A 16,173-nucleotide genomic window follows, 5' to 3' on the forward strand; every position below is an offset into this window, starting at 1 on the left:
CGGTCGGTTGCAGGTCAGACGTCGAGCCGCTTGATGAGTCGCCGGTCCTCGACTTCGAATCCGCCGCCATAGACGCCGGAATACATGAAGTGCGCACCGATGATCTCGGGATCGAGCGCGGCCAGCGGATCGAATTCGGACGCGTGCAGCGTCATCTGGGCGCGGCCCGCCAGCGGCTTTGAATATTCGAGCGGGGTGCGGCGGTAGACCACATCGGCATAGGCGGTGGCCAGACGCTCCGGGTGCGGCAGTCGCCGGACGTGGATCTCGCCGGCCGGCTGTTCCTCCCCATCCACCAGAGCGACGCTCGGCGCCGCCGCGTCGGGCACGAAGCTGAAGTCGGCCAGCGCGATCCCGCGGCGCGTCACCCGCCCGACGATGGTGTGATCGGGCGCCTCCTCGAAGGCGTAGTTCGCATCCTTTTTCGTATAGCCGAACACCTCGCGGCCCGCGCAGATGCCCATCGGATCGCTGCAATACATGTAGATGTGGGTGTGGGTGAACAGGCCTTCGTAGCGAACCGGCACCGTCACCATCAGGTCGAACATCTGTCCGGCGTGGACCGCCAGCGAGTGTCCCGGTGACAGCATGAACTGGAACGCCACCCGGTCGTTGACCAGTTCGAACGGGCTGTCGGCGAGCAGCTCGGCGATCTTTTTCTGGTCGACCCGCGTGATGATCTGCAGCGTCCGCAATGTGCAGCCCCACTCCACCGGATAGGCGGGCGAGTAAGGTGGATTGACCCCGCTGTTGGGTTTCAACTGGTAGTTTCCGAACATTCCCTCTCCTTTGGCTGCGTTGGGGCCTTGCGATCGCAAGCGTCCACGCCGCGATCTTGTCCGGCGGCGCATGCGTCCGATGTCGTGTTCTCGCTCCACGTGCAAAGCCCGATCGTGGATTTTTCGATGCCGGGACGATCGCGGGCGCAGGATCGCGCTCCGCGGAATTGGGCGGCTGTCGCGACGCTTGTACCTGCGGTGGAGGTTGCTGGTTGCGCCGCAGCTGCGACCAGGTCGAAACGGGCGATCCGCACCCGAACGGTCGCGGCCTTGCGCGCAGCCGCGCGGCGCCTCCCATAAATTTTATTAGCATCTATCGACTTTCAAATATGAAATCGAACCCCCGACCTTGTCAAGCAGCGAAATTCCGGCGGCGCATGGCTCCGGGGCCGCGTCGCCCCAAGGCAATGCGCGCCGGTTCATGCGCCGCCGCCGGCGCAGGTGACGTCGCAGATCGCCGACGTCAGCGCTGAGATGAGCCAATCCGGCGCGGCGAGGGGGAAAAGACGGCCCTGCGGTCGGCGTTGTCAGCCGGCCAGGCGCTTGGGGGGAGGGCCGGGCGCATAGACGCCGTTCGGCGCGACCTGCCGCTTCAGGCGGCTGTCATAGGAGAACCGGTCGGCGGGATGGATGCTGCGGCTGACGATGAAGACCCGGTCCTTGGCGTCCAGATAGCAGCGGGTGATTTCCAGCGCATGGGCGCCGAGCTTGGCCTTGAGCGGCCCGGCGAGCCGCTTCGGCACGCCGGTCGCCGTGATGGTCTGACGGATTTCCGCGGTGCGGTGGCCGGCGAAGTCCTCGATCAGCGTGCTGATCAGCCCGGGATAGTCGGCCACGCGCTCGCGCACGATCGGCGCGAACATCGGCGCCACATAGACATCGGTCCAGCACAGCGGCGGCGCTGATGCGTTGGGCGAGGAGCGCAGGCTCGACACCCGCAGCCAGGCCTGGCCGGGTGGGCAATTCAGCAAGGCCGCCAGCGTCACGTCGGTGACGTCGTCGGCGATCTCCTGGATCTGCCGGTCGGTCTGCGCGCCATATTGGGCGACGTCCTCGATCGTCGCCAGCGTCTGGTTGTAGCTGCCGGGCCCGCGCAGCGGATGCAGGGATTCGACGCGGGTGCCGGCATTGCGCCGCCGCGAAATCATGCCGGATTGCTGCAATTCGTTGAGCGCCGCGCGCACCGTCGAGCGGCTGACGCCGATCTGCTCGGCCAGATCCACCTCGTTCGGCATCACGGTGCCGACCGGATATTCGCCATGGGCGATCCGTTGCGCCAGCAGTTTCGCGACGATGGCCCAGCGTGTTCGCAAATCGGATGTCCTGCAACGAGATTGTCAGTCGCAGTCTACCTCGAAATGCAGCCGACTCCAGCCCGATAAGTCCGAACCTACGATTGACATAGGTCTTTCTTTGGAGATAGGTACGAACCAATAGGTGCTTGGCACCATTTTACCTGGGCGGAACTGACAAGAGGGCGTCGATGCCGAGCACCGTGACTGAATCGCTTATTTTCCGGGACATGTTCGGCACCGCCGAGATGCGCTCGGTATTTTCCGACGAAGCCCTGGTTCGCCGCTATCTCGACGTCGAAGTGGCGCTGGCCGCCGCCGAGGCCGCCGCCGGCGTGATCCCCGCCGAGGCCGCCGAGGCCATTGCGGCCGCCGCGGCGTCGATGCTGATCGATTTCGATCGGCTCCGGCATCAGACCGAAATCACCGGCTATCCGATCCTGGCCATCGTGCATCAATTGTCCGAGGCAGCAGGGCCGGCCGGCGGCTTCGTCCATTGGGGCGCCACCACTCAGGACATCATGGACACCGCGACCGTGCTGCAGGTGCGCGCCGCGCTCGATCTCGTCGGCGCCGACCTCGTCGCGCTGCGCGACATTCTTGCCGCGCTGGCGCTGAAACACCGCGACACGCCGATGGCCGGGCGCACCCATCTGCAGCAGGCCTTGCCGATCACCTTCGGCTACAAGGTCGCGGTCTGGCTGTCGATGGTCGAGCGTCACATCGAGCGGCTGCAGCAGATGCGGCCGCGCGTGCTGCTCGGCCAGTTTGCCGGCGCGGCCGGCACCCTGGCGTCGCTCGGCGCCGACGGATTGAAGGTCCAGGCCGCATTCTGCGAGCGGCTCGATCTCGCCCAGCCCTCCGCGACCTGGCATGTGGCGCGCGACGGATTGGCCGAAGTGGTGGCGTTTCTCGGCCTGGTCACCGGCAGCCTCGGCAAGATAGGCACCGACGTGATGCTGCTGATGACGACGGAATTCGCCGAAGTGGCGGAGCCCTTCGTCAAGGGGCGCGGCGGCTCCTCGACCATGCCGCAAAAGCGCAACCCGATCTCCTCCGAGCTGATGCTCGCCGCCGCCAAGACGGTTCGTCAGCACGTCGCGCTGATGCTGGACGGTATGGTGCAGGATCTCGAACGTGCCACAGGCCCCTGGCATGTCGAGTGGATTGCTATTCCCGAGAGCTTCATCCTCACCGGCGGCGCGCTGGCGCAGGCCAAGTTCATGCTGGGTGGCCTGAGCGTCGACACCGATCGGATGCGCTCCAATCTGGCGCTCAGCGGCGGTCTGATCGTCGCCGAAGCCGTGATGATGGCGGCGGCGCCCAAGCTCGGGCGGCAGCACGCTCATGACGTCGTCTACGATGCCTGCCGCGTCGCCCTGACCGAGAAGAAGACCCTGGCCGAGGTGCTGATCGAGCAGCCCGTTATCGTCGATGCGCTGGGGGGTGCCGAGGCCATTCGCCATCATTGCGATCCGGCGAATTATCTGGGGCTCGCGCCGCAGATGGTCGATCACATGCTGAGCCTGTTGCCCGGCAAGCCGGGGGCACGCTGATGGCAGACCCCGCCACCATTGCGCCGCTGCAGACCTACCTCGCGCTGTTGGCGGCGGGCCAGCTGGCGTTCCAGCGCGCGCCCGACGGCAGCGCGGTCTTCTTTCCCCGCCTGGTGGCGCCGCACTCCGGCGCGACCGATCTGCGATGGGAGGTCTCCGCCGGGTTCGGCACAGTGTATTCGGCGACCACGATCCATCCGAAGGGCGAGCCTGCCTACAACGTCTCGCTGATCGATATCGACGAGGGATTTCGCATGATGAGCCGCGTCGAGGGTGTCGATCCGGGGCAGGTCAAGATCGGCATGCGGGTGCGTGTCCGCATCGCGCAGGACGGCGCAGGCGCGCCGCTGCCGGTGTTCGATGTGCTGACGCCGGAGGTCACATCATGAGTGCGATCACCCGCGGCAGCGCCGCCGTCGTCGGCGTGGCGGAGTCCGATCTCGGCGTAGTCGGCCCGCATATGACTCCGGTCGATCTGATGGCGCAGGCGACGATGCGCGCGCTCGACGATTCCGGCCTCAAGCTCGGCGACATCGACGCGGTCTTCGCGGCCTCGGCCCAGGTTCGCTTCGGGCCGATGATGCTGGCGGAATATCTCGGCCTCAATCCGCGCTACCTCGACGGCACCCAGATCGGTGGCTCCTCCTTCATGTCGCATCTGGCGCATGCGGTGGCGGCGATCGAGCTCGGCCTCTGCGAGGTGGCGCTGATCGCCTATGGCAGCACCCAGCGCTCGGTGTCACGCAGCGCCGCCTCGCCGACCGACGTCAATCCTTACGAGACGCCGTTCCGGCCGATGATGCCGGCCAGCGCCTATGCTTTCGCGGCGGCGCGGCACATGCACCAGTTCGGCACCACCCGCGCGCAGCTCGCCGATGTCGCGGTCGCGGCGCGGCAATGGGCGTTGCTCAATCCGGTGGCCTGGGAGAAGGAGCCGCTCAGCCGCGAGCAGGTGCTGAGCGCCCGCATGGTCTCGGATCCGCTCTCCGTGCGCGATTGCTGTCTGGTGCTGGATGGCGGCGGCGCGATGATCGTCACCTCGGCGGCGCGGGCGCGCGATTGCGGCAAATTGCCGATCCATGTGCTCGGCACCGGCGAGGCGATCGGCCACGGCTCGATCTCCGGCATGGCCGACCTCACCACGACGGCCGCCGCGATTTCCGGGCCTCGCGCCTTTGGCGCGGCGGGGCTCGCGCCGAGCGACGTCGATGTCGCGCTGCTGTACGACGCCTTCACCATCACGCCGATCCTGTTTCTCGAGGATCTCGGCTTTTGCCCCAAGGGCGAGGGCGGCCCCTTCGTGCAGGATGGCGGCATCGCGCCGGGCGGCCGGCTCGCCGTCAATACCAATGGCGGCGGCCTGTCCTACTGCCATCCCGGCATGTACGGCCTGCTCGCGATGATCGAATGCGTCCGCCAGCTGCGCGGCGAATGCGGCGCCCGTCAGATCGGCAAGCACGACATCGCGCTGGCGCACGGCAATGGCGGGGTCCTGTCCAGCCAGTGTACGGCAATTTTCGGCACGCCGGCGACGCTCTAGCGGCCGTCGCAATCTCAACAATCAACAAGAGCAAAGGGAATGGAAATGGCGACGATTGAAGGACTGGGGGCAATCGACAAGCCCGCGCCTGACACGATGGAACATGTTTACCGGAAGATCACGCTGCGGATCATTCCCTTCCTGTTTGCTTGTTACGTGTTGAACTACATCGACCGCGTCAATATCAGCTTCGCCAGCCTGCAATTCCGCCAGGATCTCGGCATCAGCGCCGCGGCCTATGGATTCGGCGTCGGCATCTTCTTCGTCGGCTACGTCATTTTCGAAGTGCCGAGCAATCTGCTGATGCAGCGAATCGGCGCGCGCCGCACCATGATGCGCATCATGGTGTTGTGGGGCCTGGTCTCGATCGCGACGATGTTCGTCACCTCGGCGACGCAGTTCTACGTGGTTCGCGCCTTGCTCGGCGTCGCCGAGGCGGGCTTCTTTCCCGGCGTCATCTTCTATCTCACGCTGTGGTTTCCCTCGGCCTTGCGCGGCCGGATCATGGCGATGTTCGTGCTGGCCATCGCGGTCTCGGGTGTGATCGGGGGACCTGTGTCCGGCCTGATCATGAGCAAGATGGCCGATCTGGGCGGCCTCAGGGGCTGGCAGTGGCTGTTCCTGATCGAGGGCATCCCGCCGATCCTGATCGGATTGATGGCTTACTTCTATCTCGACGACGGTCCGGAAGACGCCAAATGGCTGACCGCCGCTGAGAAACGCTTTGTCGTCGCGAATCTGGCCGTCGAATCGGCGTCGCGCGAAAGCAGCAAGCACGGTTCGTTCTGGACCGCGCTGCGCGATCCCCGGCTTTACGCCGCCGCGGCCGCCTGGTTCACGATGGCCTGGTGCGGTTCGGTCATCAACTACTTCTCGCCGCAGATCATCCGCAATTCCGGCGTGTCGGATACGCTGACGGTCGGACTATTGTCGGCGATTCCCTACGCGGTCGGCGCGGTCGGCATGGTGCTGATCAACCGCCATTCCGATCTGAAGCTGGAGCGGCGCTGGCACTATGCGTTCAGCGTGGCGCTGGCGGCGACGGCGATCGCGCTGCTGCCCTCGGTGGCGCAGAACTGGAAGCTGGCGATCGTGCTGCTGGCGATGCTGTCGGTTGGCTATCTCGGCGGCGTCGCGCTGTTCTGGTCGATTCCCACGGCCTATCTGTCGAAGCGGGCCACGGCGGGCAGCGTCGCGCTGATCAGCAGCATCGGCCAATGCGGCGGCCTGACGGCGCCGAACATCATCGGCTGGACCCAGCAGGCGACCGGCAATTTCGCGGTTGGATTCTACACCATCGCCATCGGCATGGTGATCGGCACCATCATCATGCTGATCGGGCTGCCGGCGCGATTGCTGCGTGAACGCTATATTGACAACACGCCGGTTTAGCGCGCCGGCTGGGCCGGGAAGGCCGACGCCTCGCCACCACACCCCGCCCCCGGACCAATGGTCCGGGGGCTCCTTGAAGCCTCCGATCCAGGCCATGTCATGATCAACAAGATTGCTTTGTCGTTGCGAGATGCTGTTGCGCCGATCACCGACGGTTCCTCGGTGATGGTCACGGGTTTCGGCGATTCCGGTCTGCCGCGCGAATTGATCGATGCGCTGATTGCGCACGGCGCCGGCGACCTCACACTCATCAGCAACAATGCCGGCACCGAGCGGGTCGGTCTCGCCCGCCTGCTCGAACTCGGGCGGGTGCGCAAGATCATCTGTTCCTATCCGAAATCCTCGGGCTCGGTGGTGTTCACCGAGTTGTACCGCGCCGGTCGCATCGAACTGGAGCTGGTGCCGCAGGGCACCTTGCTGGAGCGGATGCGCGCCGCGGGCGCCGGCCTCGGCCCGTTCTTCACCCCCACCGGCTATGGCACGCTGATCGCCGAGGGCAAGGAGCAGCGTGTCGTGGATGGCAAGGGCTATGTGCTGGAGCAGCCGCTGGCCGCCGACTTCGCCTTGATCAAGGGCTATCACGCCGACCGCTGGGGCAATCTGACCTACCGTCTCGCCGCGCGCGGCTTCGGGCCGGTGATGTGCATGGCCGCCAAAACCACGATCGTCCAAGTCGACGACATCGTCCCGCTGGGAACCATCCCGCCGGAATCGGTGGTGACGCCGGGGATTTTCGTCGCTCGTATCGTTCGGAAGGATGCCTGATATGGCCACCAACAGGAAACTGAGCCGCAACCGCGTCGCGCAGCTGACCGCGCAGGACATCGCCCCCGGCAGCTACATCAATATCGGCCTCGGCATTCCGACGCTGGTGCCGAAATTTCTCGATCCGAGCAAGGAAGTCGTCCTGCATAGCGAGAACGGCATTTTGGGGCTCGAAGGGCTGAAGCCGGGGCTGCCGGGCGATGACGATCTGATCAACGCCAGCAAGCAGCACGTGCAACTGATCCTCGGCGCATCGATCGTCGATCAGTCGCTGTCGTTTGCGATGATGCGCGGCGGCCATCTCGACGCCACCATTCTGGGCGCGTTCCAGGTGGCGATGAATGGCGATATCGCCAGCTGGTCGACCGGCGCCGCGGACGACATTCCGGGAATCGGCGGGGCGATGGATCTGGTCGCCGGCGCGCGCCGCGTCATCGTGGTGATGGAGCATCTGGCCCGCGACGGCGCGCCGAAGCTGATGAAGAAGTGCAGCTATCCGCTGACCGGCCTCGGCGTCGTCACCAACATCTATACCGACATGGCGATCATCGACGTGGAGCCGTCGCGCGGATTCGTGGTGCGCGGGATCGCCGAGGGCCTGTCGCGCGAAGAGCTGCAGGCGGCCACCGACGCGCCGCTGATCTATGCGGATGATGTCGTCGTCCTGACCGAGCAGGCATAGCGCAACCGGGGTTCGCGACGGCCTACCAGAAGAAACCCCATAGCGCGCTGCCGACGCCGGTCAGGCTTTCGCCGACGATCAGGCCGGCGGCGACGACCACGACCCGCTTGGGCGCCAGATCGGGATAGGCCCTGGTCAGCACGAAAGCCACCACGGCTCCGGCCAGCAGCGACAGCGAATTCCAGGCCGGAATCACAAAGCCCAGCCCGATCGCCGAGCCGCTCGGCACGAAGCGCGCATATTGCTCCGGGATCCGGGCTTCGAGCACCGCCAGCACGATGCCGCAAGCGGCCGCGATGGCGATGGCGACCAGCGCGCCGGGCGGCATCGCCGCCAGGCCGCCCGCCAGCACTTCGGCGACCGCCTTCCAGGTGGCGACGGCCGGCGCCGGCCATTGCGGGGTCAGCAATTGCGTCTGCGGCGAGGGGATCAGCAACAGATAGGTCGCCGCGGCGACGAATGAGCCGGTCAGTATCCCGAAGATCTGCGCGATCATCTGGAACGACGGCGTCGCGCCGATGATCTGGCCGGTGCGCAGATCGTGCATCAGATCGGCGCATTGCCCGGCGGCGCCGCCGGTGACATTGGCCGTCATCAGATTGGTCGTGATCTGCCCGGGCGAGATCGCCCCAAAGGTCAGCTGGGTGATCTTGCCGAGCGCGCCGATCGGCGTGATCGCGGTTTCGCCGGAGACCCGCGCCGCCACGATTGCCAGAACGTAACTCAAGATCACCGCGATCATCGCCTCGAACGGGCCGATCGAAAAGATCGTGACCTGCGCGATCACGCCGAGGATCAGCACCACGACAAAGGCCAACCACAGCAGGCGCTTGTCGAAGCCGCGCGGGGCGGTGGCGTCCGCCCGCTCGCTAGATTCGCGTTGCGCCCGGCGGGTCGCATCGGCGCGGCGACGCACGACACCGACCAGCGACATCAGAAAGCCGGCGAGCGCCGACGTCGCCATCAAGGTCGCGCCCGGCCATAGCAGCCATTCGACCAGCGGCCCGAACCACAGGCCGGTCGCGGGGCCCGGCGACACCCAACCTTGGCTCAACGCCAGCGGCGCCAACACGGCCCAGCCGGCGAGCGCGCCGATCAGCATCGATAGGCCGATACGCAATCCGGCGATGGCGCCGAAGCCGACCATCAGCAAAGAGGGATCGAGCGCGAAGCCGAGATTGAGCGACGACACCGCCAGGGTCTTGTTGCCCGCAAGGCCCAGCGTCCAGCGCAAAGGCGGCGCCATCGGACCAAGGCCGAAGGCCGTCACCAGCGCCTTCAAAGCGGCGCTCGCGGCCGCCGCGAGACCCAGCAGGCGAAGGCGGGCGGAGGATTCGGCGCCGCTGGAATGGATCTCGGTCATCGTTTCGGCGGTCACGACGCCGGACGGAAACGGCAGCTTTTCGCGTTCCAGCAGCTGATGGCGCAATCCGGCGGCGACGACGACGCCGAGCAGGCTGATCACCAGCAGCCAGACGGCGAGGACCTCGAAGGCCAGCGTCTGGCCGGTGAGCAGCGCCAGCGCGGGAATCGGCGCCGCGAGGCCGGCGGAGATGATCGACGCCGATGCGGACGCGGCGGTCTGGTTGATATTGTTTTCGTGCAAGGCCCAATGGCGGGTGCCGAACAGGTGCGACGCCGAGCTCCAGAAGGCGAAGCCCAACAACCCCGCCGCCACCGACATGTTGAAGGTCCAACCGATCTTGAGGCCGCTATAGACATTGCACGGCGCCAACAGCGCCCCGGTGATCATGCCTGTCCCGATTGCCCGCAGGGTCAGTTCGTGGGCCGGCTTTGTTGTCCCGTCGATGGTGCTGGTTCCCCTGTCTGATCGGCGCTGGGCTCGATGCTAGCGCAGGGGCTGTGTCGAAGCCAACCCGCGTCGGCGACACGATCGGGTTTTGTTGCACCGGGACGACGCGCGGTTCAGGCCGGCGAGCTGAGTTTCAGTCCGATCATGCCGGCCACAATCAAAGTGAGGCAAAGCACCCGAATGCCGCTGGTCGGTTCGCCATAGAGCAACATGCCGACGATGATGCTGCCGGCGGCGCCGATTCCGGTCCAGACCGCGTAGGCGGTGCCGAATGGCAGTGATTTCAGCGCGATGCTCATCAGGCCGAAGCTGGCGACGATCGCCAGCAAGGTCGCGGCCGCAGGCCAGAACCGGGTGAAGCCCTCGGAATGTTTCAGACCCAGCGCCCAGACAACCTCCAGCAAGCCCGCTGCAAGCAAAGCGAGCCAGCCGTTCACGGCATCGTCTGCCGCGCCGGCAAGGTCAGCACCGCATATTGCGCATAGCCCCGGAACGGCCGCTCGAAGCTGAGTTCGGCGCCGTGGCGCCTCGCGATCTGGCCCAGCACCTTTTCGAGGTCGTCGCGCGGGGTGACGCCGAACAGGGTCAGCCAGCGCCGCAACAGGGTGCGGGCGAACCGCGGCAGGCCGCGCTGATCGCCGAAATCGACGATGTGCAGACGGCCGCCCGCCCGCAGGCTTGCGAGCGCGCGATCGAGCACCGCATTCCAGTTCGGGATCATCGACAGGCTATAGGAAATCATCACATGGTCGAAGGCGGCGCGGCCGAACAGGTTTTGCGGCGCGAAGGCGGTGGCGTCGCCATGGGCGACCCGAACCGTCTTGGTCAGGCCTGCCCGGGCGATCCCCTCGATCGCAGAGGTCAGCATTTCGGTGGAGACATCGAGGCCGAAGAACCGGGCGCCCGGATATTTAGTGGCGGAGTGGATCAGGTTGCGGCCGGTGCCGCAGCCGATTTCGAGCACGGCCTGCCCGGCCGCCGGGCGCAGCCGGTCGATCAATTGATCGCGGCCGAGAAGGTAGTAGCGGCGCGTGATATCGTAGATGTGGCGCTGCGAGCGATACATCCGATTCATGCGGCTGGTGGCGTCGGTCGGCCGGGGCGCGGTATTGGCGGAGATGTCGGAACGAGACAGTGTAGTCACGAGGTTCTCCTCACGTCGGCAGACTGCGCAATTAGTCCAACATTCCCGCGACAACGGTATGACAGCGGCTGCGCCGCACGGATCGGTCGGCTGTCGCAAAACTGCATTGAGCGCTGGCTATTTTCGACCAATTGCCGATTCGAGGAATAAATGAACACCCAACAGCTCATCGCGGACGCGGTCCGCAACAGCAAAGACCGCAGCGAGTCGACGCTGTGGGACCGGTTGTTTTCGATCTGGTTTCGCCGGCTGGTCTATACCCAGATCTGGGAGGATCCCGAGGCCGACCTCGCCGCCCTGCAATTGCCGACCGCGTCGACGATCGTGACGATCTCCTCGGGCGGCTGCAACGCGCTGTCCTATTTGACCGCCAAGCCCGCGCAGGTGTTCGCGGTCGATCTGAACGAGGCGCATCTGGCGCTGCTCAAGCTGAAACTCGCCGGGCTTCGCGCCTTGTCGGACTATGCGGATTTCTGGCGTTATTTTGGCGAGGGCAGCTCGGCCGACAATGCCAAACTGTATCGCGACCGGCTGCGGCCGCAGCTTGATGCCGATGCGCGCGGCTTCTGGGACGAGCGGGATTTCCGGGGGCGTCCGCGCTATCGCTATTTCACCAACGGGTTCTATCGCCATGGCGCGCTCGGTCATTTCATCGGCTTTGCGCATCGGCTGGCGAAATTCGCCAAGGTCGATCTGGCCGCGCTGCTGACTGCGGAAGCCGATTCGCCGGCGCGGATCGAGGCGCTGGCCCGGCTGCATCGGCTGTTTCATTCGGGCTTTGCCCGGTTCCTGACCAAGACGCCGGCGCTGCTGTTCAGCCTCGGCATTCCGCCGCAGCAGCGCGATCTTCTGGGCGGTGACCAGCCGCTCAACGAGGTGCTGCACGCGCGCCTGCTGCGGCTGATCAATGTCTATCCCAACGCCACCAATTACTTCGCCTGGCAGGCACTGCAACGCAGCTACAAGGGGCCGGGCGACTCATGCCTGCCGCTCTATCTGCAGCGCAGCAAATTCGAATTGATGCGGGCCGGCGCCGGCCTGGTCACGCCGGTTCACGCCAATCTGCGGGTGTTCCTGGAAAGCCTGCCGGCGCGTCAGGTCGACGCCGTGGTGTTGCTGGATTCGCAGGACTGGATGGCGCCCGACGAGATCCGCGCGCTGTGGGATGCGATCGATCGCGCCGGCAGCGATTCGGTGCGGGTGATCTTCCGCACCGCCGGCGCCGAATCGCCGCTCGACACCGCGGCGCTGACGCCGCTGCGGCAGATCTGGGAGCGCGACGCCGAGCGCAGCGCGATCGGATTCGACCAGGATCGCTCGGGCATCTATGGCGGATTTCATTGCTACGCGCGGCGCGGCGCGATCACCCACTAGTCGGCATCCGCGGGGCGGCGTGCAAATGGCTCAATGGCCGGTGCAAGATTCGGGGTAAACGCCGCGCAAAACCTCGTCGAAATGCCGCTTGACCGATTCATTGCAATTGCAGGAGCGGACGAGCAAGGCCTCGCGGTCGCGCACCACCAGGGAGCCGCGCCGTGATTCCAGAATGCCCTGGGCCTTGAAGGTCTGCATCACCCGGCTGGCATAGCTGCGTCCGACCCCCAGCATCGATGCCAATTGATCGTGGGTGAGGGGAACGATGTCGCTCTCGGTCCGCTCCATCGCCGCCAGGATCCATTTGGAGATGCGCTGCTCGATCGAGTGGATGGCATTGCAAGCCGTTGCCTGAAACACCTGCGCCAACAGGCAATCGGCGTAGCGCGCGAACATCTGGTGCAGGCTCGGCGATTGCGCCTTGGCCCGCTCCAGGTCGCGCAAATTCAGCCGGGCAAACGGTCCGCCAAATTTCACGACAATTTTCGAGTAGGCGGGCAGGTGCCCCAGCGAAACGATGCCGCCGACCGCGCCTTCACGCCCGACCAGAATGATCTCGACGTCGCGTCCATCCTCATTGGGTATGAGGTACGAGATCATGCTGGGGCCGCAGGGAAAATGCACCACTTCGATATTGTCGCCGGCGTTGTAGAGCAGGTGTTCGGGTGCGGAATCGCTCAGCACCAGATGCGGGCTGATCAAATCGAAGTCGGATTGGCTCAGCGCGCCGAGCAAATTGTTGTTCGGGCGAGTGCCAGCGGGGACAGTCGGCATTCTGGGCTTTCAAACAATTTTGAACTGTTGGGGTTTTTGTGTTCACTAGTGCACCGACAACGCGCCGTCAAATGTGGTGAGTTCCGTCGTGGAACCAGATCGTGCCGTGGGGGGCGATCCAGAGGTGCCAGCAAACCTCTCCGACTCCTCCGACGCCATGACCCGCTCTCGTATCGCCATCGATCTATCATTGCGCTGCCTGCGCGGCGGCGCGCACCACTGTCATCGGCTGATGGTGGGTAGCAAGGCGTCGGATCGGACGCCGCGGGGGCACCATGCCGCCGTTGTTGTCGTGGCACCTCGTTCAATCCCGGCCGCCTAGTTTTCTGGTTCGAAGTGCAAAGTCAGACCAATCCTCCCGTCGACTTGACCAATTGCGATCGTGAGCCGATCCACCTGCTTGGCGCGGTGCAGTCGTTTGGCTTCCTGCTCGCGATCCCCATGGACAGCTGGGTGATCGAGCGTTGCTCGCGCAATGTCGAGGACTTCCTCGCGGTACCGGCCGCGACCCTGATCGGCAAGCCGCTCGACACGATTTTCGCGCTCGAAGCCGTTCATACCATTCGCAGCCATCTGCAGAGCGCGATGATCGGCGAGGCCCCCGCGCGCGTCTTCAATATTGCCCTGACGGCGGCAGAGGCCCGCTACGATCTGGCCATTCACGCCGTCGCCAATCGGCTGGTGATCGAGTGCGAAAGAAGCCGGCCCGAGCAGGCCGTCAATGCCGCGGTGCTGGTGACGAGCATGCTCGGCCGCCTGGAAGCCACGGAAAGCATGCATGCGTTTTTCCGCGTCGCGGCGCGAAGTGTTCGGGCGTTGACGGGTTTCGACCGGGTGATGGTCTACCGCTTCGATCATGACGAATCCGGCGAGGTGATCGCCGAGGCGGCGACGCAGGGGCTGGAGCCTTTTCTCGGCCTGCACTATCCGGCGTCGGACATTCCCCAGCAGGCCCGGCGTCTGTATGAGCGCAACGTGTTGCGGATCATTCCGGACGTCGGCGCCGCGCCCTCGCCGATCGAGCCGACGCTGGATCGCGCCGGCCAGCCGCTTGATCTGTCGATGAGCGTGTTGCGCAGCGTGTCGCCGATCCATCTCGAATATCTCGCCAATATGGGCGTGGCGGCTTCGATGTCGATCTCGATCCTGCGCGACGGCAAGCTGTGGGGCCTGTTCGCCTGCCATCATTATTCGCCCCACCATATCGGCTTCGATCTGCGGACCACGGTGGAGCTGTTCGCCCGGATATTTTCGTTTCAGCTCGAAGCGCGCGAGCGCGAAACCGAGATCGCCTATGAGGCGCGGGCGCAAAAACTGCATCAGCGCCTGGTGACGACGATGGCCGCCGAGGCCGCCGTGATCGAATCGCTGGTCGACCATCTGGACGACATCGCCGACCTGTTGCTGTGCGACGGCATCGGGCTGTGCATCGACGGCCGGGCGACGTTGAAGGGGCTGACGCCGACGACCGAGCAGTTTCTCGGGTTGGTCAAGCATCTGAGCGCCGCCGAGATTGCCGAGGTCTATTCGAGCTATGCGATCGCGGCGGACTATCCCGAGGCCGAGGCGTTCGGCGACCGCGCCGCCGGAATGCTGGTGGTGCCGCTGTCGCGGGCCCCGGGCGACTATCTGATCTTCTTTCGCAAGGAGACGCTACGCGGCGTGAACTGGGCCGGCGACCCGGCCAAGCCGGTCACCACCGGGCCGATGGGCAGCCGCCTGACGCCGCGCAAGAGCTTCGAAATCTGGAAGGAAACCGTGCGCGGCCAGAGCGCGCCATGGCTTGCGGTTGAGCGCCGGATCGCGGAGAGCCTGCGCGTGAGCCTGCTGGAAGTGATCTTGCGGCTGTCCCATGTGACAGCCAAGGAAAGAACGCTCGCGCAAAACCGTCAGGAACTGCTGATCGCCGAGCTCAACCACCGGATCCGCAACATTCTCAGCCTGATTCGCGGCGTGGTCCATCAAAGCAAGAATGCCCAGGGCAGCGTCAGCGAATTCACCGCCGTCGTTGGCGGGCGGATTCAGGCACTTGCCCGGGCGCATGATCTCATCACGGCGGAAACATGGGGGCCGGCCTCGCTCAAGAGTCTGATCGAAGCCGAGGGCGCCGCCTATCTGGGCGGCAGGGGCGACCGGATCGTGGTCAGCGGGCCCGACGTGCATCTGGAGCCGCAGGGATTCACGACAGTCGCGCTGGTGTTGCACGAGATGATGACCAATTCGGCCAAATATGGCGCGCTCAGCGTCGCCGTCGGCCGTGTCGAGATCCGGCTTGCGCTCGACACCCAGGGACGGCTCGACATCCACTGGCAGGAATTCGACGGTCCGCGGGTCGCTCCGCCGACGCGGCGCGGCTTTGGCTCGACAGTGATTCAGCGCTCGATTCCGCATGATCTGAACGGCGAGGCTGAGGTCACTTACGCGTTGAGCGGTCTGCAGGCGCGTTTTCTGGTGCCTGATACGTATGTCAGAACCCCGAGCGCGACCGCCGCGCCTCTCGGTCGGCCCCATGTTAAGGCCGAACCGAACGAGCCCGATGGGGCACTGATACCGGCCATGAAAGTGTTGCTGGTGGAAGACAACATGATCATCGCGCTCGACACCGAGGAATTGCTGATTGAGATGGGCGCCGCCGTCACGGTTTGCAGCGGCGCGAGCGCGGCCCTTGAGGAGATCTCCCGGCAACGGCCGGATCTTGCGCTGCTGGACGTCAATCTCGGCGTCGAGACCAGCTTTCAATTGGCGCACCATCTGCGCAAGATCGGCGTGCCGGTCGTGTTCGCCACCGGCTATGGCGAGCAGATCGCCTTTCCCACCGAGTTTGTCGACGTCCCAAGGCTGCGCAAGCCCTATTCGTCGGACGACCTGCGCAAGGCGTTGGTGCGCAACGCGCCGGGCCGCAGCGATCCGCTGCCTTGAGGCCGTGATCTGGCTTGTGCGCCCCGCTTCGGTTCGCCTGCCTTGCTAGTCGTCCCCTGACCGGGGCAGAGCCGCGGGATTCAACCCCATCCTTGATGCCGTTTTGAAACGGCAGGCGCGAACGGCCTTTAGGGCTGGCAGGG

At 65.4% G+C, this 16,173-nt stretch carries 14 protein-coding genes; 8 read left to right on the forward strand and 6 right to left on the reverse strand.

What is annotated here, in order from left to right:
* Window positions 1-14: 14 nt before the first annotated feature.
* Window positions 15-779 carry an acetoacetate decarboxylase family protein gene (locus tag RBJ75_RS22705; protein ID WP_276156507.1) on the reverse strand — a complete coding sequence of 255 codons (765 nt, stop codon included), beginning with the start codon at window positions 777-779 and terminating at the stop codon, window positions 15-17.
* A 527-nt stretch (window positions 780-1,306) separates the two neighbouring features.
* Window positions 1,307-2,092: a GntR family transcriptional regulator gene (locus RBJ75_RS22710; RefSeq protein ID WP_044414545.1), complete on the reverse strand. Its 786-nt coding sequence runs from the start codon at window positions 2,090-2,092 to the stop codon at window positions 1,307-1,309.
* 170 nt (window positions 2,093-2,262) lie between these two features.
* On the opposite strand from RBJ75_RS22710, the gene pcaB reads away from it, so the two are divergent.
* The 6 genes from pcaB to RBJ75_RS22740 all read left to right on the forward strand — a co-directional run bounded on the left by pcaB (window position 2,263) and on the right by RBJ75_RS22740 (window position 8,006).
* Window positions 2,263-3,627, forward strand: a complete 1,365-nt coding sequence (gene pcaB, locus RBJ75_RS22715; protein WP_044414544.1) for a 3-carboxy-cis,cis-muconate cycloisomerase — start codon at window positions 2,263-2,265, stop codon at window positions 3,625-3,627.
* Window positions 3,627-4,016, forward strand: coding sequence for a Zn-ribbon domain-containing OB-fold protein (locus RBJ75_RS22720; RefSeq protein WP_044414543.1), 390 nt, complete (start codon window positions 3,627-3,629; stop codon window positions 4,014-4,016). The genes pcaB and RBJ75_RS22720 overlap by 1 nt, the downstream gene beginning before the upstream one ends.
* The gene (locus tag RBJ75_RS22725) at window positions 4,013-5,167 is read left to right on the forward strand and encodes a thiolase (protein ID WP_044414542.1); all 1,155 of its coding nucleotides are present in this window, start codon (window positions 4,013-4,015) and stop codon (window positions 5,165-5,167) included. The genes RBJ75_RS22720 and RBJ75_RS22725 overlap by 4 nt, the downstream gene beginning before the upstream one ends.
* Before the next feature lie 45 nt (window positions 5,168-5,212).
* Complete coding sequence (locus RBJ75_RS22730) at window positions 5,213-6,559, forward strand: MFS transporter (protein ID WP_052628996.1); 1,347 nt, start codon at window positions 5,213-5,215, stop codon at window positions 6,557-6,559.
* A 99-nt stretch (window positions 6,560-6,658) separates the two neighbouring features.
* Window positions 6,659-7,324 (forward strand): 3-oxoacid CoA-transferase subunit A, encoded by a 666-nt coding sequence (locus RBJ75_RS22735; RefSeq protein ID WP_044414540.1) that lies wholly within the window; start codon window positions 6,659-6,661, stop codon window positions 7,322-7,324.
* Between the two features lies 1 nt (window position 7,325).
* The gene (locus RBJ75_RS22740; protein WP_044414539.1) at window positions 7,326-8,006 is read left to right on the forward strand and encodes a 3-oxoacid CoA-transferase subunit B; all 681 of its coding nucleotides are present in this window, start codon (window positions 7,326-7,328) and stop codon (window positions 8,004-8,006) included.
* 22 nt (window positions 8,007-8,028) lie between these two features.
* Here RBJ75_RS22740 and RBJ75_RS22745 read toward each other — a convergent pair whose 3' ends face one another.
* From RBJ75_RS22745 to RBJ75_RS22755, 3 genes are all read right to left on the reverse strand, one after another.
* Window positions 8,029-9,759 carry an OPT/YSL family transporter gene (locus tag RBJ75_RS22745; RefSeq protein WP_411194481.1) on the reverse strand — a complete coding sequence of 577 codons (1,731 nt, stop codon included), beginning with the start codon at window positions 9,757-9,759 and terminating at the stop codon, window positions 8,029-8,031.
* A gap of 173 nt (window positions 9,760-9,932) precedes the next feature.
* Window positions 9,933-10,256, reverse strand: coding sequence for a DMT family transporter (locus RBJ75_RS22750; protein ID WP_044415625.1), 324 nt, complete (start codon window positions 10,254-10,256; stop codon window positions 9,933-9,935).
* A complete protein-coding gene (locus RBJ75_RS22755; RefSeq protein ID WP_044415627.1) occupies window positions 10,253-10,963 on the reverse strand; it encodes a class I SAM-dependent methyltransferase in 711 nt (236 codons plus the stop codon). The genes RBJ75_RS22750 and RBJ75_RS22755 overlap by 4 nt, the downstream gene beginning before the upstream one ends.
* A gap of 150 nt (window positions 10,964-11,113) precedes the next feature.
* Here RBJ75_RS22755 and RBJ75_RS22760 point away from each other — a divergent pair, with 150 nt between their 5' ends.
* Window positions 11,114-12,337 (forward strand): DUF3419 family protein, encoded by a 1,224-nt coding sequence (locus RBJ75_RS22760; RefSeq protein WP_044415629.1) that lies wholly within the window; start codon window positions 11,114-11,116, stop codon window positions 12,335-12,337.
* Window positions 12,338-12,367: 30 nt separating this feature from the next.
* Here RBJ75_RS22760 and RBJ75_RS22765 read toward each other — a convergent pair whose 3' ends face one another.
* Window positions 12,368-13,111: a Crp/Fnr family transcriptional regulator gene (locus RBJ75_RS22765; RefSeq protein WP_276156505.1), complete on the reverse strand. Its 744-nt coding sequence runs from the start codon at window positions 13,109-13,111 to the stop codon at window positions 12,368-12,370.
* Between the two features lie 408 nt (window positions 13,112-13,519).
* Between RBJ75_RS22765 and RBJ75_RS22770 the strand changes: the two genes are divergently transcribed.
* Window positions 13,520-16,030 carry an HWE histidine kinase domain-containing protein gene (locus tag RBJ75_RS22770; RefSeq protein ID WP_411194482.1) on the forward strand — a complete coding sequence of 837 codons (2,511 nt, stop codon included), beginning with the start codon at window positions 13,520-13,522 and terminating at the stop codon, window positions 16,028-16,030.
* Window positions 16,031-16,173: the final 143 nt, after the last annotated feature.

This window comes from Rhodopseudomonas sp. BAL398 (assembly GCF_033001325.1).
Taxonomy (GTDB): Bacteria; Pseudomonadota; Alphaproteobacteria; order Rhizobiales; family Xanthobacteraceae; genus JARJEH01.